Genomic DNA, 18,724 nt, shown 5'->3' with positions numbered 1-18,724 from the left:
TCACCGAGCATCAAGCGTCCTGCGGGTACCAGCGCAGTTCCACCGTGTTGCCGTCCGGGTCCCGCACATACAGGGAGATCGCGGTGCCCCGGGCGCCGAAGCGCTCGCCGGGGCCGTCTACCACCGTGAAGACACTGGAATCGACGACCTGCTGCCAGTCGAGCGGCTCCACCACCAGGCAGATGTGGTCGACGTTGGACCCCTCCGGCCGCACGTCGGGGGCCTCGACGAGGTCGATGATGGCGGTCGGGCTCACCCGTACGGACGGGAAGGGAACCTTGCCGGCCCGCCACTCCTCCACCCGCACCGGCTCCAGCCCCAGAGGGCCGGTGTAGAAGGCGAGCGAGCGCTCGATGTCGGCGACGTTCAGGACGAGGTGGTCGAAGGCGATCACGCGCATTGGTGTCTCCGCGGGGTCGGGGCGCCGGGGCGCCGGTGGTGGTACGGCGGGGCCGGCGGGCCCAGGACCTCACAGGTCCAGGGCGGTGGCCGGTCGCTGACTACCGTTGGCCCGCCGTTGACTTCAGCATCGCCGAGCATCCATACATCGATCCAACACATGTTTGTCATCCCATCCATCGTGTTTCACGATGGATGAATGGATCTCCAGCAGATGCGCTACGTCCTCGCGGTGGCGGAGACCGCGAGCTTCACCCGTGCCGCCGAGCGGTGCCATGTCGTCCAGTCCGCGCTCAGCCACCAAGTGGCCCGGCTGGAGAAGGAACTGGGCGCCCGGCTGTTCGAGCGGACCAGCCGCTGGGTGCGGCTGACCTCCGCGGGAGAGGCGTTCCTGCCCGCCGCCCGCCAGGCCCTGGAAGCGGCCGAGCGGGCACGGGCGGAGGTGGCGGCGGCCACCGGCGAGATAAGGGGCAAGCTGACCGTCGGATCGATCCCCACCGTGACGGCCGTCGATCTCCCGGCGGTGCTGCGGGACTACCGCCAGCGCTACCCCCAGGTACGCATCAGTCTGCGGACCGGCTCCAGCGAGCGGCTGGTCGAGCACGTGCGCGACGGCAGGTTGGACGCGGCATTCCTCGGCGTACCGCCAGGATTCCGGCCGCAGGGCGTCCGTGACCGGGAACTCGCCCACGGGCAGCACGTCGCCGTGGTCGATCCGGGCCACCCGCTGGCGCAGGAGCACGGGGTGGACCTCCAGCAGCTCGTCGACGAGGTCTTCGTGGACTTCGCCGACGGCAGCGCCGCCCGCGCCCAGTCGGACGAGGCGTTCGCCGCGGCCGGACTGCGCCGCGAAGTCGCCTTCGAGGTGTCCGGCGTCGAGCTCATGGCCCGGATGGTCCGCCATGGACTGGGCATCGCCCTGCTTCCCGCGACATTCGCCGCCGAACTGCACGGCCTGCGGAGTGTGCCGGTCACAGACGGGCCGGTGCGGGTGGAGCGCCTCGTCTGGAGCCGACTCACCCCGTCACCCGCGGCCTCCGCCTTCCTCGCCCTGCTGGGCACCGACACGTCGCCCCCAGAAGCATGACCGCCCGTCCGGGCCGGTGCACCGAGGGTCAGGCCGGGACGGGCACCCCGCGGGCCGAAGGCGCCAGTACGGCCTGCCACCGCCCCCAGTCGGCCACCGAGGACCGTTCCCTGCCCCGGCCTTGCGCGCAGAGCAGGCACAGGAACGCGGCCGCCAACAGACTGCAAGATCCTCCCGGCTCGACCAGTCTGAACTGAAGCTGCCAAAGGGTCCGAGGAGTCTTCCAGCGCGCAGAGAGGCGCCAGCGAACATCACCGCACCAGCTTCATGCCGTGCATCCCGCGAAACCCAGTCTCAAGCGGCGATAACCGCTGCACAATCAGCTTCATAGGTCGAGCCGTTCGGACATCGTCCAGATCGAAGCACCCCGGAGAGCGGCTCCCGTGCGGAAGGTGTAGATGACGAGTGGCCCACAACGACGCCTACCACTGGCCGCCTGAGCTTTTGGACCTGTTGATCGAGCTGGTGCCCCGGCTCAACCGGAGCAAAGAAGGGGTCCTTGGATTCTTGCGGGGCGCTGGCGTCAGCGAAGACCTGCTCGCGCCCCATCGACACCAGCTCGCCGCGGACAAGTCAGCAGTCAGCAAGTACAAGATCGTTCGTGCCGTGCTCAGCCGGATCAATGAGCCTTTTCAGCGCTGCCGCTCCAGGGTGAGGACGGCCGCGCAGATTGACGACATTCGATTCGGACTGCACCGGGACCTGCGGAAGATCCGCAACGACTTCAGTCGCGCGACGCCGCGCTTAACCGGTGCCCATGCCTGGACAGCGCGCGGTTGACGGTTTGCTGGGTTGGCGTGAGGTCACGGCCTGGCGGGCGTCTGAGGGGCGTCGTCACCCAGGGGCCAGCTCCCATGTAGGCGCGGTCGGCGAGGTGTAGGCGTGGGCGGTGCCCACCAAGATACCGAAGCTGGCGGCGATCTGCGCGAGCGTGTCGTGTCTGCGCAGGTACACCAGGCCGACCAGGGCACGCTGGTGCGGTGGGAGCTTGCAGCGGCGGTCACCCTCGCGGGTGACGATGAGCATGGTGACCCACTCCACGAGCGCATGGGGCAGGTCGAGTGCGGCAGGATAGATGACCAACGAGACCCCCGAGCAGCGTGGTTGAGACGTCAGACATCTCGATCAACAGCTCGGGGGCCGCGCTCGTTGCGCTTCGTGGACCGTCACCTGATCGGTGGCCAGCTCGATCAGGCTCAGTGAGCCGCCACGCGCCGTACCGTCCTCGCAGGGATCACAGCTCATTCACGGTCGAAGGCCCGTGTCGCATCGATGGTGTTCAGCAACTTGAACTGGCTCTCATTGCTGCTGGACGGGCCGATGAGGGCGGCCCCGACGACGCTGTCGAACTTCGAGGTGCCACCGAGGCGCGACAGGTCCTGCTCGATCGTGATCGTGTCACCACTGACCGTCGCCATTGCGTCATCGTCGCGGACGAAATCGATCGCGCTGTCGATGGGGTCGACACGGTCGTCGGCTTCAATCCGGCCGGTAAAGGCACGGGTCGCTCCGCCCTTTGAGTACTCGTACGCCGCAAAGTACTCCTGATCCGCAGTTTCGAACCGCACGACGAAGAGCAGTCGTTCGGCCGAAGGGACCGCGTTGACCGCATCCTCGAATCGCTGGGCATCGCCGACCGACAGCGTGAAGCGGATGTCCTTACCGTGCCTGTCCATTGCGACGCTCGTGAGGTCGGCCTCGGGCAGGTTGGTGCCGCCGGTGAGACGATTGAGCCACGTGGCGTCGCCTGCGGGATCGGCCATCGGACTCGACGGTGCGGGGTCGTTGAACGAGGGAGTCCCGGTGATCAGGCTCGGACCGGTGAGCTGTTTCGCGAAGCGAATTCCGGTCCGGTGGCCGTCGTTGTTGTCATCGCTCCACGCGGCGTACAGACGCCCGTCGGGACCCATGCCCACCCTCATCCAGTTGCGCAGACCCCGGCTACCGCCCGCGGGACAGGTCCCAAGTCCAGCGGTGCAGAACCCGCCCGTGTGAACCACGCGATGGTCGATGACCGATTGCGTGAACTCCGGGTTTGAGTCGAGTGCATTGGCCGAGTGCGCGACGAACGGGTGCCACTCGGCATCGTCCGGCTGAGTGTCAGGGATCCCGGAACCCTTGGTCCCGTAATAGACGATGGCGACGTTGCCCGGCGAGCCGGCCACGACGTTGCTGACGACAGCGGTTTCCGCGGGCCCCGCGGACACACGGACGGGAGTACTCCAGGTACTGCCGGGATTACCGCCTTGCGTCGGGTCATTGGCCGGGGCGGAGATCTTCGACGTACTCATGACGACGTCGGAGCCGCTTTCTGTCCCCCAAACGGCATAGAGATTTCCGGCGGCATCGGTAGTCACCCATGGAAAGGAGGATCCGTGGTATGCACCCTCGCAGCCGCCGCATGCCAGGTCGTCCCCGACGTGGTGGGTCTGGAAGGTCTTGGTGGCGTCTGTGGAAACGGCGATGCCGACCTTCGGAGTTGCGTTCCCTTGGGCGTCTACTTCGTTGAAGACTTGGTAGATGGCACCGCGCGCAGGGCTCTGGGCGGACCGGTCCATCACCAGTCGTGTCGCGGTGCTCGTGGCGTACTTGGGGATCGGATCGACGTTCCACGAGGCCCCGCCGTCCTGCGTGGTCGCGTACTGCACGCTCGGCTGACCCAGTTGCGCCAGCGCCACGTTGTTCCACGTGAGGTACGCCGTCTGGCCGCCCGGGGCGAGCAACCAGGGCCGGTCCATGCCCACCGGCGTGGTCACCGGGTTGAACTTGGGCCAGGTGTCTCCGCCATCGGAGGATGCGGACGCCGTCAGGGAGCCGAAGCCGGGCACGATTCCGGACAGATAGACGTTGTCACTGTCGGGGGAGAGCGCGAGGGCGCTGTTGCCCATGCCCGGATCGCCGCAGTGCGGCTGTGAGTTGCTGGTCGGGCAGGTCTCGTCGAAGAGGGTCCGGAACGTGTCACCGTGGTCGAGCGAGCGTGCCACGATGTTGGGGAGCGTTTGATTGGTGGTGAGCCGTGCCCAGGGGAAATCGACGAAGATGCGGTCATTGCCCCGCGTGTCCACGTCGACGCCAGGGTCCGCCCCCGTCACGCGCTGCAGATCCACCCACGTCGCCGCGTTGAACGTGATCGCGTCGTTCTCCGTGGTGTTCGGCACCGCGTCCAGGCCAATGCGGTGGCCGCCTGTCGGCCCCGCGTGCCCTACGCCGACGGGCGCGAGGACAAGCGACAACGCAACGGCGCAGAGCGCGAGGCGAGTAAGTCTTGCCATCAGAGGACCTCCTTCTGTACGAGGAGGCAGCCGGCCACACTACGACCGGCGGCCCGTCCGCCCGGTGCAGGTCGTCGACATGGGGCGACCAGAGCCAGCCACCGGGACACGCTGCTGACCTCGGCCGCCCGGCATGGCCGTTCGAACGAGCCGCCGAAGGCCCGTTCTCCCACGGTTAGAGGCCCCGCGCGGACGCGTGAGAAGCGTCTCGTCGCTCAAGCTCAGAGGGCGTCCCCCACACGGGGGGCGCCAGCGCGTTGAGGGCCGCGCGAAGGAGCGTGCTGCGAGGAGAACGGTCACGAGCCCCCGTGGCCCAGCCCAGCACAGCGGGTACCGCCGGTTCCCCCGGACGGACCGCCGCCGCCCAGCTGCCGCTGGGGCAACTGCCCGTTCCACGCGCTCGCCCGCGAACACACCCAGACAGTGTGCGGCATGAACCTCCACCTGCTTCGCGGCCTGCTGGACGGGCTCGCCGAAAGCGGCCTCCAGCCGTGCCTGGCGCCCAGCCCCGGTCACTGCTGCGTCCGCCTGGAGCCGGCTTCCGCACCGCCCACCAGCGTGCGCCCGTCCTGAGGCGTCACCCCGCCCGCCGCCCGCAGTTCGACATCCCATGACGTGTACGTCATGGACATCACCGCACCGATCACGGCCTCGGCACCGGAAACAGCTGGCATGCCCACCCGCTTCGCGGGCATCCCCAGGCCCCAAACGGCGATGCCGTCCATCACCCCGCTGCGCGTCGTCCACGACACCGGCGGCACCCACGCCCACACATACACAACTCGGCGTCAGCTATACCCTGGCGGGGGTGGATCTGCTAGCACCAGATCGGCTGGAGTGTGAGATGCCCGCCCGCCGGGCCACCGAAGAGTGGTGGCGCCAGGCGACGTCGGCTTCTGCGGAGATACTCCGGTGTGCGTCACCGCCCCAGCCACCTCAGTGACACCATTCTTTTGGCATTGCCTAAACCGCAATCTCTGCTTTGCTTCTTTCCGCCCCCTCGTGGTACTGGAGCGTCACGTTCCGCCTCGCGGACAATCGCTATCGCCTGAAAGCGACGAGGCGAGGAGGGCATCGTGGTACGGGAATTGATAAGCCTTCAGGGACGCACGGCTCTGAGACTACGGGCCGGCGTAGGCGTAGCAGCACTGGTTGGCGGACTGATCCCGCCGATGGTGCTCGCTGACAGCGCTGCTGCACAGACGACGCAGCAGCAGACAGTGTTCACAACCCCTGGCAAGCATTCCTTCACGGTTCCGGACCTCGGATCCGCCGTGGACATCGTCACCGTCCGCCTGTGGGGCGGCGGGGCCGGCGGTAGCGGTGGCGCCGGCGGTGGTGGCGGCGGAGGCGGCGGAGGCGGCGCCGGGGGCGGGGGCACCAACCGCGGCGGTGGCGGCGGCGGTGGCGGGGGAGGCGGCGGCGGGGGCGGAGGAGGAGGCGGTGGAGGCTCCGGAGCCTTCGTGCAGTGCCAATTCGTAGTTCCCGCCGGCTCGGTGTTGACCACGGTCGTGGGAAGTGCCGGCAGCGCAGGTACCGGCGGTAACGGAGGCGTCGGCGGCACCGGTGGCGCCGGGTCCGCCGGTAGCGGAGCCAACGGCAGTAACGGTGACGGAGGAGCCTCCGGCACCCTCGGTCAAAACGGTGGGACCAGCAGCGTAGCGGTCGGCCTGGCTCAAAGGGCCTCTGCCGGAGGCGGCAGCGCCAGTAGCAGCTCCGCGACCGGCGGGGCGGGCGGCCGAGGCGGCGGAGGCGGCACTTCCGGCGCAGCCGGCGCCGGCGGAGGCGCCGGTGGCGCCAACGGTGCCGGCGGTGGCGCAGGCACCGGCGGTAGCGGCGGCGGGGGCCGATCCTGTGTGGGTATCCCCCTCACCTCAGTGACCGGGAACAACGGTAGCGCTGGCGGAAACGGCAGCTCCGGTGCGACCGGCACCGGTGGCGCGTTCGGTGCTGGTGGCGCCGCGGTCGTCGTCAACGGCGAATCCCACGGTGCCGGTGGCGATGCCGGCGGCGGGGGCAACGGCGGGACCGGCGGCGGCGGTGGCGCCGGCGTCAGCACTGGCACCGGCGGCTCCGGGACTGCCGGTAGTGCCGGGGGCGACGGCGACGGCGGTATCGCCGGCGCGAACGGGGCCGTCGTGATCAGCGTGGCACCTGGGCCTTGAAACCGGGGCTCGTAGGAGCCACCGTGGCCAAGGCGCCGGCAATCCCACCGTGAAAAGGCAGCAGTTTCAACGGGAGTTGAACCTATTCGGGTTCGGCTGGCGTCCCAGCCGAACCCGGAACGGGTTTATGTACCGGGCGGCGGTCACCGCCCGTCAAAACTGCGAAGAAACACTTCCGTACGGTGGTCGGCGCAAACTTCTTCGGCACCCATGACTCGACCGTCACGGATGCCATGAGACAAGCCAGGTGGAAGGGGACGGCAGTCACCTATGTGGGTGACTCCGTCCTCGACAGCAGCCACTGAACGTGAGATTAGAGGCCGCCCCGCTCAGAACAGTGAGCATTTTCAGCGCTGTCGCTCCAGGGTGAGGACGGCTTTGGTGATGATGGTCATGCGGTTGGGGCTGATGCAGGATCTGCGGAAGATCTGCCAGGACTTCAGCCGTGCGATACCGCGTTCGACGGGTGCCCGTGCCACGGCGAGGGCCCGGTTGGCGGTGCGCTGGGTTAGGGTGAGTTCGCCGCGGGGCGGGCGTTTGAGTCCGGTGGTGACCCAGGGGCCGGCGCCTTGGTAGGCGCGGTCGGCGAGGATGGGGACGCCCAGACGCTCGCAGATCCGGATGATGCGGTGGGTGCGGGCAGCAGTCAGGTCGTGGGCGCGGCCCGGCAGCGCGGGCGAGATCCACAGCACTGCGCCGGCGGGGTCGGTGACGACCTGGACGTTCACGCCGTGACGGCGGTGCTTGGCCGAGTAGTCGGCTCGGCTGTCGCCGACGCGGTCGCACTCGGCGAGGGTGCCGTCCAGCAGGACGAACTCCGGACCGTGCTCGCGCAGAGTCTTGAGCAGGCCCGGTGCCCGGTCGGCGAGCAGGTCGGTCACAGCCGTGACGTAGGCATGGGCGGTGCCGACGGATATGCCGAAACCGGCCGCGATCCGGGCGAGGGTGTCGTGGCGGCGCAGGTACACCAGAGCGATGAGCGCGCGCTGGTGCGGCGGGAGTTTGCACCGTCGGTCACGCTCACGGGTGACGATGAGCATCGTGACCCACTCGACCAGGGCATGCGGGAGGTCGAGTGCGGCAGGATAGGGAACCAACAGGGCTCCTGTGCGGGTGGGTTGAGACGTCGAACACCTCACCCAACAGCACGGGAGCCCTGTGCGTTGCGGCCCTCACCGGTCTCACCCGATCAGTGGCCACGCTGAAAACGTTCAATGAACAGGGCGACGCAGGCTTGGGAGTTCGCAGGGAAATCCTCAAACGATCGATCGAATTCGAGGACTTCTCCACATGTGGCCGGACGACCGCCTCCCGGCCCAGGGGCTGCAGGCAAACGTGCGACGACTCGTGAACGTCAAGGACTCATTCACGCGGATGAGCCAGGCACACGATGAAGAGCGAGCAGCTCATGTCAGAGCGCGCACAAGCGGCCTTGAGCGCCTTGCTCGGCGGAAGGCAAGGTTTCAAGACCTCCGAGTCCGACTCAACGACCTGTTCAACGAAGACGACCCAAGGAAGCGAGGTACCGCCCTGGAAGGCGTGCTCAACGACCTGTTCACGACCGAAAGTATCTTGATAAGGGAATCCTTTACGCTACGTAGCGAGGAAGGGCATCCCGTTGAACGGATTGACGGCGCCCTCGAAGTCGACGGGTCCGTGTACCTCGTAGAGATCAAGTGGTGGGGTGAGCCTGTCGAGATCAATGCGATGAGCCGCCACCTGGTTCGGGTGTACGGGCGCTCGGAAGTCCGCGCCCTATTCATCTCTGCGTCAGGCTTCACCGGGCCGGCCATCGCAGAAAGCGAACGCGCACTGAACCAGCGAGTGATCGTCCTGGGCGAACTCCGGGAACTCGTCCTCCTGCTCGAACAGCAAGGTGATATCGCGACCTGGCTGCGCGAAAAGGTCCGTTTCGCGCAGCTCGAACGTCACCCTCTCGCCCTGCTGGGTTCCGACTTCTGAGCACCCGCACACCATCAGGGTTTCCCAACTACACAGCGTCCAGCCAGCCTATTCCTGTCACGGACACCCCTACTGACGGGGGGCAACTTGCCGGCAGTCACGATCCCGAGAAGAACGGTCCCTCAATGACGACTGGAGCGTTGGCCCGGGCACGGGCCTCGTCCGCTGCGGCCCCGACATCCTCACGGGTGAATTCCCTGCAGAAGCGGTCCCCCTGGGCGTCCGTGATGTCGATGACAATGCCGGTCCAGTCCTCGGCGGGCTCTTCCGGCACATGTCCGATCTGGAAGTCGGCGCACTGCAAGAGCGCCTCACTCACCCGCACTCCACTCAAGCGCTCTGCCAATGCGAAGGTCGCCGCCTTGGTGTCGACGCCCGCACCGGCGGCTTCCTCCTCCGCTACTGAGAGGGCAAAGCCCACCTCTCGCATGACCTCGACCAGGTCGTCGGGGGTACTGCCGTAGCGAACTGCAGGCCCTTCGAAGGTGGTTCGCAGTTCACCGTCCTCGTACCAGTGGAAGAGATGAATGGGCTTGCCGCCGTTGCTGGAATGCATCACGGCCCGACCGCCAGTCGACAGCACCTCCAGAAAACGCCCCTGCATGCCCACGCCACCGTCAAACTGCAAGACGAGGGTCCACTCCCCACCGTGACCGGCAACTGCAAAGGCTCCGGCGAGGAACGCCTCGTCCCAGTAGTCCATGCCCTCGCGCAGTTCCTCCTGCTGCTCGATCAGCGCATCCGCTCCATGGCAGGTTCCCTGGGGGACTGCCGCCATCACCCGCAACACGTCCGCAGGCGTAACCCCTCGCACCAGGGTCAGCGTGTAGCCGGCCTCCAGCGCGTAGCAGAACAGCGGGGAGGTCCGTATGCAAGCGTAGTCATGTGCCGTAGCCGAAGTCATGCAGCGCATTCTGTCCGGTGCCACTGACACCGCCACCCGGCCGGTCCGGAGAGGCCACCTGGCCAGCCCCGACCCAGCACGCGACAGAACCCCCGGCTGGGCCCAGCCAGCGGGGGTTCTGCATCGCACAGCCCCTATGAGCGGGGTACCGGCTGTAGCTGTCCGACCAGGTGGAAGACCTCCCGGGCGGCATAGCGCTTGAGGCATCGGATGATTTCGCGACGGGTCTTACCCTCCTTGATCCGACGCTCGTAGTAGTCCTGAGTGCGCGGGTCGACCCGCAGACGGGTGAACACGATGCGATGGAGCGCGGCATTTGCCTGACGATCGCCACCACGGTTGAGGCGACGGTACTGCCGGCGCCCCGAGGAACGCTCGACAGGACTGACCCCGCACAGCGCAGCGAAGGACGCCTCACTGTCCAGGCGTTCCGGGTTGTCCCCCACCGTGGTCAGCAAAGCGACGGCCGTGTCCGGACCGATCCCCACCACCTCAAGCAGCCTCGGGGCATGACATTCCACGAGCCGGACCAGACGAGCGTCCACATCCCGGATCTGCTCGGAGAGCTGGCCGATCCGGCAAGCCAGCAGACCCAGCGTGATCCGAGTGGCCTGCAGCACCGACTCCTCACCGACCCCTCGTGACCGCTCACGTCGGCGAACCGCGCACAGGTACGGAAGAGTTCGGCATTGCCCAGTCCGGCCAGCTCTTCCCGCAAGGCGGGCTCAGCAGTAACGAGGACGGACTTGAGCTGGTTGATGGCCTGGGTGCGGGCTTTGACGGCCGACACCTTCGTGAGTTTGTACATTCTCGCGATCTGCACCGGCCCGTCGCCCGCTTTGGCCCTGGCGCGGGCCCGCCCGCTCAATACGGCTCGCGCCGCGTTCTGGGCATCGAGCGGATCCGATTTGCCGCGCAGACGGCGATCTGCCCCGTCCATCCGATTCACGTCAAACACGTCTATGCCCTGGGCCAGCAGATAGCGCGACAGGGACGCCCCAAAGGAGCCGGTCCCCTCCACCCCGGCCCGCCTCACGGCTCCCGAATTCCTGGCCCACTTCAGCAGATCCCGGTACCCGGCTGCGGTGGCCGGGAACTCGTCGGTGGCGAGCACTGTCCCCGTCACGGAGAGCACCGCAGCCACATGCGCGTCCCGGTGCGTGTCCACTCCCAGCACCGCCTCCCCCACAGGGCGACGACGGCGGGTCTTTGGAGCAGGCGACGTACTGGACATGGTCGATCTGGGCATGCCCGTTCCCCTTTCCGGTCCGATGGCGCGTCGCGTTGCCGGTACCGGGCCGCGTCGGGCGGTCAGAATCGTGAGGACGCCACAACGATCGGCAGGCCCCTATCGGGACACGCCCCGCCGGCCCGGCACCGACAACGCACCATCCCCGGCCAACGGCCGACGCTGCGTGATTTAGACACTTCGGTCAAAGGTGTCATGAGTCAGACCCCGGACCCGGGACAGCACGCGCCCATCCTCCCGCCCCTCACCTCACCCCCGCTCAAGGGTCGAAGAACATGCTCAATGCCCCTCACGCAACACCCCGAACCTGATCCCAGCCGACCACAACAGTGCACGAAGGCAAGCGGCGCGTTCAGGGTTCCGGGTTCACCTCATCGCAGGACACACAAGTCAGGCATGGCTACGGATCGCGCGGCCACTGTGCTCGGTGAACTGGCGTACCGCCTTCCGATACCGGTCGCGGCGGGTTTGATATTCAACTTCGTCCACGCTGCCGCGTCGCCAGTAAGAACCAAGAGCCTGGCCCGCATCGTTGACCTCGTGTAGCGCCGCGACGAGCCTCGCGTCCTGGGAAAGGATCTGTATTTGTGCGGTAGCCAGGCGGTGCCCTGCCAGATCCCACTCACGAACCCGGCCTTCGAGGTGCAGTACGTGCTCCTCCCAGACCCGGTTGAGTAAGTCACTGCTCGACGACGTTACGTGAACGCACGCGTTCATCAGCAGCTCTGTGGTCTTCGCGGGCGCTTCGCTGCGCTTGGCCAAGTACTGCCCCAGCAGGGCGATGGCCGCACTGGTAACGGTCGCAAGGAGCGTCCCCCACGGAGTCATACCGTCAGTGTGCCGCCGAACCCTGATCAAGAATCCTGCGGTTAGCTTCCAGCACGACGAACCCGACAGCCTCGCCGCATGCGAGTGCCGAAACGCCGCGGAACGTTTCGCAACGATCAAAAGGGGCCTGCATATGCATGTCGCTGAGCGATGATGTTCACAGAGTGACCTATCTGATCGGGGGATCTGCCATGCATCTGAGCCGAGTTGCGGTGAGCGGTCTGCGCGCGAGCGCAGAGACTCCCATGAGCTGCGACCTTCCCGGCAGATTCAGTGTGCTGATCGGTGCGAACGGCGCCGGCAAGACGACACTCACAGACGCGCTCTACCTCGCCCACCCCGGAACCCGGTTCCCTGTGCTGCCGCGGCCGACTTCAGCTGTACTGGCACCCCCTGATACTGGCGTGGAGCGCAGCATCGACATCACCTATGCACTGGGAAACGCCCTCGAAGCGGAAGGGCGGCTTGGCCGCGAGCTTCACACTACGGGCCACCGGCGCCTTGGTGGAGAGGCTGAATCCTGGAGTGTCTCCCTGCACCGACAACTGGGAACGGTCACCTCCCGGCTGGCCAACAACCACGGGATTGCCCCGAAGCTGGACAAGTTCAAACTGATCTATCTGCCCGCCTGGCGGCATCCGCTGGACGAACTGGCCCGACGCGAGGCACGCATCCTGGTCGAGCTGCTGCGGGCGCGACAGCAGGAACTCCACGGCAGCCGCAACCTGGTGGCTCTACGGGCCCGCGCCTCCCGGCTGCTGGAGGACCTTGCCAAAGACAGCCTGATCGACGCCGTGGAAGCACGAATCGGCGAACACTTGGGCAGGCTGTCCGCCGGAGTAAGTCCTCAGTAGCCCTACATCCGTGGCCAAGTCATCGACGACACCTATCTTGCGCGCGTCCTGGAAATCATGCTCGCCGTCATCGAAGGCCGCTCCGAGGCCCGTCCTCTGGAGGTCTCCGGGCTGGGATATGTGAACCTGCTGCATATCGCCGTGACATTGGCAGCGATACCCGATTCCACCGAAGCGCCCGTCGAAACGACGAATCCGCCCCAAGGGCTCGGAGACGGGGAGCCCCTCTCTGAGGAGGAGCAGGCCCAGCAAGCATTCGAGAACCTGGTCCAAGCCCAAGCCGAAGCAGCATCGGAGGAAGACTCCTTCTTCTCCACGGCCCCCTTCCACGCAACGGTCGTCATCGAGAAGCCCGAAGCGCACCTCCACCCCCAGCTGCAGCACTCGCTGGTCCGCTACCTGCGCAGGACCGTCAAGTCGCGACCTGAGTTGCAAGTGATCCTCTCCAGTCATGCGACCGACATCATCACCGCCTGCGACCCGGAGGAACTCGTGGTCGTACGCCGCACACACCAGGGAAGCATCAGTCGGAGCGTGAAAGACGTCGTCCCGCACCAACATCGCGAGGCCACGCTGCGCATGGCCAGACTGCACCTCGACGCAAGCCGTTCATCAGCACTCTTCGCTGAACGCCTGCTCCTGGTCGAGGGGGTGACAGAAGGCGCCGTGGTCAGAGAATTCGGCCGGGCCTGGGCCGCAGACGACGAATCAAAGCAAGCCTTCATCGATGCCCTGAGCATCGTCCCCATGGGCACCAAGGTCGGTCAATGGGCTGTCCGTCTCCTGGCGACACAGGGGGCAGAGCTGTGCACGAAGCTGGCCATCCTGCGCGACAGCGACAGCGACATGCCCTTCGACAGCGCGCGCGATGCGCCCAAGTGGCTCGCCGAGCACGATGCATCGATCGTCCAAGCCTTCATCAGTCACCCCACGCTGGAACCGGCGATCACTCCGGGCAACGAGCACCTGATCGCAGCTGCCCAACAATCGGTCGACCCCGAGCACCCACTGGCCGAAGTCACCGTCGAGAGCGTTCGCGCCTACTTCGGCAGTCGGCGGGTGGGCAAGGACGGAGATGAAGGGGTCAAGGAAGGGCGAGGCGCACGGCGCAAGGCTGAGTTCGCCCTGACCCTGGCCGCCCTGCTGCGCGACGCCACCGACACCGACCGTGAGTTTGCTGACGGCCTCGCGTCTATCCGCATACCCGACCACCTCAGGAATCTCTTCGACTTCCTCTACCCCGCTGCCTCGGAATCCGTTGCCACCGATCCCGCGGCCGACGAGGCCGTCACGGAACCGCCCGCCTGGCTTGCGCCGGACAACATCTGGGACGAGACCCCGGAGCCTTTCCACTGGGACGATCTCGACGAACCGGCCTTCTGGCAGGAGCACGAACCCGACCCGACGGAGGCAGAGCCCGAGCCAGCAATCGCCGATGCGGAGGAGGCACTGGACTGGCACGATCTACTCGTCGCGCGTCCGACGCAGCAGGACCACGCGGTGGGCTTCGGTCCTGGGGACTGGGCCACCGCACGAGTACCGATACCGGGGCAATGGCCGGGAGCACAGAGCAATGTCTGAGCCCAGCGCGGGGGTCAACGGCCTGACGCCACGACAGCTCATGGCCAGCGGCAGTCCGCACGGCCTCGTATACGTGGAAGCAGCGCCTGGCTCGGGAAAGACCACGGTCTCGGCCTTGCGGTTCGGACTGCACCGCTTTTCCGCCAGCACCGACCGGCGGGCCGTCGTAGCCGTCAGCTTCACACGGTCAGCCACCGAGGAACTACGGACCCGCGTCATCCGGTACTGGGGCCCGTCATCAGTGACCTGGCCGCACCGCATCGTGACCCTGGACACCCTGCTGTGTGACCTTCTCTTCCACCTCCTTCAAGAGGGCGTCCTCCGGTGGCCAGGCGGTCACACCGATCTCGAAGTCCTGGACACGTGGCGAACGGCCCTCTCCGCGAAGCCCGGGCGCATAAGGCCCGTTCTGAGGGTCGACAACGGACAGGTCGTCATCAGAACCGTTGACGAATCTCAGTCCGCTGGCCACCCCTCCGTCCTGGACTTCAAGAAAGCGATCTCTGAGGGCAGATGCACGCACGACAACGTACGGGAAGTCCTGCAAGGCGCCCTTGCAACCGGCGAGGCAAGGGAAGCATTAACCTCCTACTTCGAGGGCACCATACGATCATTGACAGTGGACGAGGTATTCGACGCCAACGACTTGGACAGGGACATCTTCTCGCTGGCCGCGTCAGGGTGCAGGTCACTCACTCTGGTCGGGGACCCCTGGCAAGCCCTCTACGAGTTCAGAGGCGCACGTCCCGCGGCAATGACGACATACATCAGCGAGAACAGCTTCACCACACACCACCTGGACAAATCATTCCGGTGGGGAAGCGACAAGCAGGCGTCTCTAACGAGCAAGCTGCGCAGGCGGCTGCCAGCGCAACTGCCCCCCGGCAACGCTCAGGACGCCGATGTAGTCATTGCACATAGATGGCAGGCACTTTGGGGCGCCGATGCACACGTACTCCCCCTCGCCATCAAGCCTGGCGTAGGACAAGCCCAAGAAGCGATATGCACACTGCTTCTCAACGAGATCACCCAGCATGCGCTCGGCTTGCAGGCAGTGTTTCTGCACGACGCTTTGGCCACGCTGGGTCTCGAAAAGGAGAATCTAGCGACAACTCTCCACGCCTGCCTGCAGGATGCCGTATCTCACCTGAAAGAGGGCACCCCATCTCGGCAAGTATGGGAGATCCTTTCAGACGGGCTGGCCGATCTCGTACCGGCGCTAGGTCCTGTCTCTCCGATCATGATCGGAGCCAGATGAGGAGTGCGGCAGCGGTGACAGTGCCGAGATAGACATATCCGCGCTTGTCATAGCGGGTAGCTACGGCCCGGAACTGTTTCAGCTTGTTGATTGCCCGCTCGACCGTGTTGCGATCTCTGTACCGGTCTTTGTCGAAGCCCGGGGGCCGTCCGCCGCGTGAACCCCTGCGCAGGCGGGCGGCCTTGTGGTCCCTCTTCTCCGGGATCGCGTGCCGGATACCGCGTTTGCGGAGGTAGGCGCGGATCTTGCGATTGCTGTATGCCTTGTCGGCGCTCACGCTGTCCGGCGTGCGGCGGGGACGGCCTCGTCCCGCGCGCGGGACATGGATCTTGTCCATGACCCGCTCGAACTGTGTGCAGTCCGCCCGTTGTCCCGGCGTGATCAGTAGAGACAGCGGGCGGCAGTGGCCCTCCGCGGCGATGTGAATCTTGGTGGTCAGGCCGCCGCGGGACCGGCCGAGAGCTTCGCCCGGGGCGCCGCCCCCTCCAGGAGGCCGTGCGGCATCACCATGGGCGACAGCCGCCGCACTGGCCTTCGGCGTCCCCCTTTTGAAGGGCTCGGCGGGGGCGGCGGAGTCCGAGGTGCTCCTGCGGCGTGCTGGTGAGCACGCGCGACGGTGGAGTCGACGTTGATGTTCCAGTCGATGCCGCCTTCGGCGTCGGCTTCCGACTGAACGTGCCGCAGGAGCCTCTCCCAGGTGCCGTCGGCCGACCACAGCAAGTGCCGCTTGTGGACGGTCTTCCACGGGCCGAAGCGTTCGGGCAGTTCCCGCCACTGCACCCCGGTGCCCAGCCGGTGGATGATCCCGTTGATCACCTGCCGGTGATCGCGCCAACGGCCGCACCGGTTGTTGCCCACCGGCAAAAGCGGCTCCAGCAGCGCCCACTCGCCGTCCGTCAGATCCCCCCGACTCAGCATGGTCAGCCCCAGAGTCTCCCTGCTCGCAGTGCTACGGCTATTCGATGACCGCGGTGGCTTCGACCTCGACCAGGAGGTCCGGTTCCCCCAGCGCCGCGACGCCCAGCAGGGTGATCGGCTTGACCGGATCGACGCCCAGTTTCGCTGCCGCCCGGCCCACACCCTCACCCAGCAGCGGCATCTTCTCGGGACTCCAGTCGACGACGTAGATGGTCAGCTTCGCCACGTCATCGAAGGAGCCGCCGATCGCGGCCAGAGCGGTGCCGATGTTGAGATAGCACTGCTCGACCTGAGCGGCGAAGTCCCCTTGGCCCACGGGCTGGCCGTCGGCGTCGCGGGCGACCTGCCCCGCGAGGAACACCAGCTTCGATCCGGTGGCGACCGACAGCTGCCGGTAGACCTCGGGCTTCGGCAATCCCTCGGGATTGAGCAGCGTCACAGACATGAACGACCTCTTCCTCGTGGCGTCAGGAGCAGCAAGATCAGCACCCATCAAAGCATAACGACGCTATGTATTGTGAAACCATGGCAAGGACGAAAGATCCAGCGGTCCGCTCCCTGCTCCTCGAGCGGGCCGCACAGATGCTGCGGACGAGGCAACCGGTCACACTGCGCACCCTGGTCGCCGGAACCGGCGTATCAACGATGGCCGTCTACACCTACTTCGGCGGCATGGACGGCCTCTGGAAGGCACTGCGACAAGAAGGCTTCACACGCCTGGCCACCCAACTCGCAGCCGTCAAGATGTCCGCGGACCCGGTACGAGACCTCGCCGCCCTGGGCGCCGCCTACCTGGCCAACGCCCTGGAAAACCCTGACCTCTACCGCGTCATGTTCGACGCGGGCTTCGACCTCGAAGACTCCGGCGCCGCGGACGAAACCCTGCACCGTCTCGTCGAGGCCATCGAGCGGGCCAAGGCGAGCGGCCGCTTCCGCGACGAGGTCGACCCGCTGGAACTGGCAACACAGAGCTGGACTATCGGCCACGGACTCGCATCCCTCGTCGCCACAGGCCCCCTGCCGCACCAGACCCTTGCTCACGGCGCACCCATGCTGACCGCACTGTTCACCGGCGCAGGAGACGAACCCGCCCGATGCCGCCAGTCGGTTGAGCACGGCTGGGGCCAGCCAACCCCGGCCCGGCCCAACTCTCGTGATCGGAGAGACAGGCCCTAGCTGCACAACGCTACGCACGCAAGCCCGTCCTCGCACTGACCCGCCTACAGCTCAGGCTCGGAGATGCCCAGTTGGTTCCCGGCCTCACATGCCACCAGTCCAAAGGTCGAGAGTGGAACACGGTGGCCATAAAGCTGAGCAGCGCAGACATCTCGGCCCTGGGGCTCGGCCTCGACCCTACGGAGGCAGACCACCGTGCCCTCTACGTGGCACTCACGCGTGCGCGCCTCAACACGCTGGCCCTCATCTGAAGCGCTCTCGAGTAGCGCCGGGGCCCGTGCTGGCTCGCTCTTGAAAACGTGGCCATCTGCCCGAATCGCCAGGCAGACGCGACCATGGAGCCCATGCGTCTGATTCTGATCCGCCACGGCCAGACCACCGCCAATGTCGCCTACACCATGCACACAACCCTCCCCGGCCCCGGTCTGACCCGCCTTGGCCAGCAACAGGCCACAGCCCTTCCCGTCGCCATCGCCGACGAAAAGATCGGTGCCCTCTACGCATCCATACACCAACGCACCCAGCTCACAGCCACTCCACTCGCAGAAACCCGCGGGCTGCAAATACTTGTCCGCGACGGAATCCGTGAAGTCTCCGCCGGCCGCTGGGAGGGTGCGAGCGACCACGCCTCCCACACCGCGTTCCTGGACCTCGTTTTCGGCTGGCCCACCGCTCCAGCAACGCGCGTGCCCGACGGCGAAAGGAGTAATTGTCAAGAGTTGTGGGTCAGCAGCGGCTCACCATGATTCGCGGCCCAGGTGCACGAGACCTTGGATGGTGCCCAGGCGGGTGTGCAGGGTGGGCTCTGGGGCCGGGGTGTTGGTGAGCAAGAGGACCCGGACCGCCGGGTGTTCCGGGGTGTAGAGGTCGTCCTGGCCGTCATCGCCGGGGATGGCGTTCGGCTGGATCTCGATGCGTCCGTAAGTGCCCTGGGCGAGGTGGTAGACGCCCAGGTAGTCACTTTCGCGCTCGGTGAAGACCACATCGAGGTGGCCGGTGACGAGGCGGACCAGTTCACTCGCGGTGTGTGTGCTGGTGCCGTAGGTGTCGTAGTCGGTCATGGTGGCCTGA

Annotated in this window: 19 protein-coding genes and 3 pseudogenes; 9 read left to right on the top strand and 13 right to left on the bottom strand. The window is 66.6% G+C overall.

The window, feature by feature from the left end:
- Window positions 1-10 precede the first annotated feature (10 nt).
- Complete coding sequence (locus PXH83_RS26790; RefSeq protein ID WP_274563760.1) at window positions 11-400, bottom strand: VOC family protein; 390 nt, start codon at window positions 398-400, stop codon at window positions 11-13.
- A 198-nt stretch (window positions 401-598) separates the two neighbouring features.
- Here PXH83_RS26790 and PXH83_RS26785 point away from each other — a divergent pair, with 198 nt between their 5' ends.
- A complete protein-coding gene (locus PXH83_RS26785; protein ID WP_274563759.1) occupies window positions 599-1,486 on the top strand; it encodes a LysR family transcriptional regulator in 888 nt (295 codons plus the stop codon).
- Between the two features lie 632 nt (window positions 1,487-2,118).
- Here the strand turns inward: PXH83_RS26785 and PXH83_RS26780 are convergent.
- A pseudogene (locus PXH83_RS26780) lies at window positions 2,119-2,569 on the bottom strand (transposase).
- A 158-nt stretch (window positions 2,570-2,727) separates the two neighbouring features.
- Window positions 2,728-4,644: a hypothetical protein gene (locus PXH83_RS26775; protein WP_274563758.1), complete on the bottom strand. Its 1,917-nt coding sequence runs from the start codon at window positions 4,642-4,644 to the stop codon at window positions 2,728-2,730.
- Window positions 4,645-5,136: 492 nt separating this feature from the next.
- On the opposite strand from PXH83_RS26775, the pseudogene PXH83_RS26770 reads away from it, so the two are divergent.
- Window positions 5,137-5,331, top strand: a pseudogene (locus PXH83_RS26770) (transcriptional regulator); the annotation flags it as partial.
- Here PXH83_RS26770 and PXH83_RS26765 read toward each other — a convergent pair.
- The 3 genes from PXH83_RS26765 to PXH83_RS26755 all read right to left on the bottom strand — a co-directional run bounded on the left by PXH83_RS26765 (window position 5,271) and on the right by PXH83_RS26755 (window position 8,020).
- On the bottom strand, window positions 5,271-5,510 hold the full coding sequence (locus PXH83_RS26765; RefSeq protein WP_274563757.1) for a hypothetical protein: 240 nt from the start codon (window positions 5,508-5,510) through the stop codon (window positions 5,271-5,273). The pseudogene PXH83_RS26770 and the gene PXH83_RS26765 sit on opposite strands and share 61 nt — an antisense overlap.
- Window positions 5,511-5,879: 369 nt before the next feature.
- Window positions 5,880-6,233 carry a hypothetical protein gene (locus PXH83_RS26760; RefSeq protein WP_274563756.1) on the bottom strand — a complete coding sequence of 118 codons (354 nt, stop codon included), beginning with the start codon at window positions 6,231-6,233 and terminating at the stop codon, window positions 5,880-5,882.
- A gap of 1,037 nt (window positions 6,234-7,270) precedes the next feature.
- Window positions 7,271-8,020, bottom strand: a complete 750-nt coding sequence (locus PXH83_RS26755; protein WP_274563755.1) for a transposase — start codon at window positions 8,018-8,020, stop codon at window positions 7,271-7,273.
- A 193-nt stretch (window positions 8,021-8,213) separates the two neighbouring features.
- Here PXH83_RS26755 and PXH83_RS26750 point away from each other — a divergent pair, with 193 nt between their 5' ends.
- The gene (locus PXH83_RS26750; protein ID WP_274563754.1) at window positions 8,214-8,885 is read left to right on the top strand and encodes a PDDEXK family nuclease; all 672 of its coding nucleotides are present in this window, start codon (window positions 8,214-8,216) and stop codon (window positions 8,883-8,885) included.
- Between the two features lie 97 nt (window positions 8,886-8,982).
- On the opposite strand, the gene PXH83_RS26745 is transcribed toward PXH83_RS26750, so the two are convergent.
- The 4 genes and pseudogenes from PXH83_RS26745 to PXH83_RS26730 form a co-directional block, all read right to left on the bottom strand.
- Window positions 8,983-9,789, bottom strand: a complete 807-nt coding sequence (locus PXH83_RS26745) for a DUF6461 domain-containing protein (RefSeq protein WP_274563753.1) — start codon at window positions 9,787-9,789, stop codon at window positions 8,983-8,985.
- A gap of 134 nt (window positions 9,790-9,923) precedes the next feature.
- Window positions 9,924-10,409, bottom strand: a complete 486-nt coding sequence (locus PXH83_RS26740) for a transposase (RefSeq protein WP_274563752.1) — start codon at window positions 10,407-10,409, stop codon at window positions 9,924-9,926.
- A 167-nt stretch (window positions 10,410-10,576) separates the two neighbouring features.
- A pseudogene (locus PXH83_RS26735) lies at window positions 10,577-11,023 on the bottom strand (IS110 family transposase); the annotation flags it as partial.
- Window positions 11,024-11,428: 405 nt separating this feature from the next.
- Complete coding sequence (locus PXH83_RS26730; RefSeq protein WP_274563751.1) at window positions 11,429-11,866, bottom strand: hypothetical protein; 438 nt, start codon at window positions 11,864-11,866, stop codon at window positions 11,429-11,431.
- A 137-nt stretch (window positions 11,867-12,003) separates the two neighbouring features.
- On the opposite strand from PXH83_RS26730, the gene PXH83_RS26725 reads away from it, so the two are divergent.
- From PXH83_RS26725 to PXH83_RS26715, 3 genes are read left to right on the top strand one after another with little or no spacing between them, the layout of a single operon-like run.
- Entirely contained in the window at window positions 12,004-12,720 is a 717-nt protein-coding gene (locus PXH83_RS26725; RefSeq protein WP_274563750.1) for an AAA family ATPase, read from the top strand.
- Window positions 12,721-12,777: 57 nt separating this feature from the next.
- Window positions 12,778-14,301 (top strand): ATP-dependent nuclease, encoded by a 1,524-nt coding sequence (locus PXH83_RS26720; protein WP_274563749.1) that lies wholly within the window; start codon window positions 12,778-12,780, stop codon window positions 14,299-14,301.
- Window positions 14,294-15,559 (top strand): UvrD-helicase domain-containing protein, encoded by a 1,266-nt coding sequence (locus PXH83_RS26715; protein WP_274563748.1) that lies wholly within the window; start codon window positions 14,294-14,296, stop codon window positions 15,557-15,559. The genes PXH83_RS26720 and PXH83_RS26715 overlap by 8 nt, the downstream gene beginning before the upstream one ends.
- On the opposite strand, the gene PXH83_RS26710 is transcribed toward PXH83_RS26715, so the two are convergent.
- Together PXH83_RS26710 and PXH83_RS26705 are read right to left on the bottom strand one after the other, a co-directional pair.
- Window positions 15,540-16,477, bottom strand: a protein-coding gene (locus tag PXH83_RS26710; RefSeq protein ID WP_420803252.1) for an IS5 family transposase whose coding sequence is annotated in 2 segments (ribosomal slippage) — window positions 15,540-16,133 and window positions 16,136-16,477 — 936 coding nt in all. Because the reading frame shifts where the segments join, the coding sequence is not laid out codon by codon here. The two genes, PXH83_RS26715 and PXH83_RS26710, sit on opposite strands and share 20 nt — an antisense overlap.
- A gap of 37 nt (window positions 16,478-16,514) precedes the next feature.
- Entirely contained in the window at window positions 16,515-16,922 is a 408-nt protein-coding gene (locus PXH83_RS26705; RefSeq protein WP_274563747.1) for a RidA family protein, read from the bottom strand.
- Window positions 16,923-17,002: 80 nt separating this feature from the next.
- Here PXH83_RS26705 and PXH83_RS26700 point away from each other — a divergent pair, with 80 nt between their 5' ends.
- The 3 genes from PXH83_RS26700 (at window position 17,003) to PXH83_RS26690 (ending at window position 18,399) form a co-directional block, all read left to right on the top strand.
- The gene (locus tag PXH83_RS26700; protein ID WP_274563746.1) at window positions 17,003-17,653 is read left to right on the top strand and encodes a TetR/AcrR family transcriptional regulator; all 651 of its coding nucleotides are present in this window, start codon (window positions 17,003-17,005) and stop codon (window positions 17,651-17,653) included.
- A gap of 71 nt (window positions 17,654-17,724) precedes the next feature.
- Window positions 17,725-17,904 (top strand): ATP-binding domain-containing protein, encoded by a 180-nt coding sequence (locus tag PXH83_RS26695; protein WP_274563745.1) that lies wholly within the window; start codon window positions 17,725-17,727, stop codon window positions 17,902-17,904.
- Between the two features lie 93 nt (window positions 17,905-17,997).
- Window positions 17,998-18,399, top strand: coding sequence for a histidine phosphatase family protein (locus PXH83_RS26690; protein WP_274563744.1), 402 nt, complete (start codon window positions 17,998-18,000; stop codon window positions 18,397-18,399).
- On the opposite strand, the gene PXH83_RS26685 is transcribed toward PXH83_RS26690, so the two are convergent.
- Window positions 18,391-18,714 carry a hypothetical protein gene (locus tag PXH83_RS26685; protein WP_274563742.1) on the bottom strand — a complete coding sequence of 108 codons (324 nt, stop codon included), beginning with the start codon at window positions 18,712-18,714 and terminating at the stop codon, window positions 18,391-18,393. The genes PXH83_RS26690 and PXH83_RS26685 overlap by 9 nt on opposite strands.
- Window positions 18,715-18,724: the final 10 nt, after the last annotated feature.

The organism is Streptomyces spiramyceticus (assembly GCF_028807635.1).
Taxonomy (GTDB): Bacteria; Actinomycetota; Actinomycetes; order Streptomycetales; family Streptomycetaceae; genus Streptomyces; species Streptomyces spiramyceticus.
The sequence above is the reverse complement of the archived record's forward strand: the minus strand, read 5'-3'. Positions and strand labels throughout refer to the sequence as shown.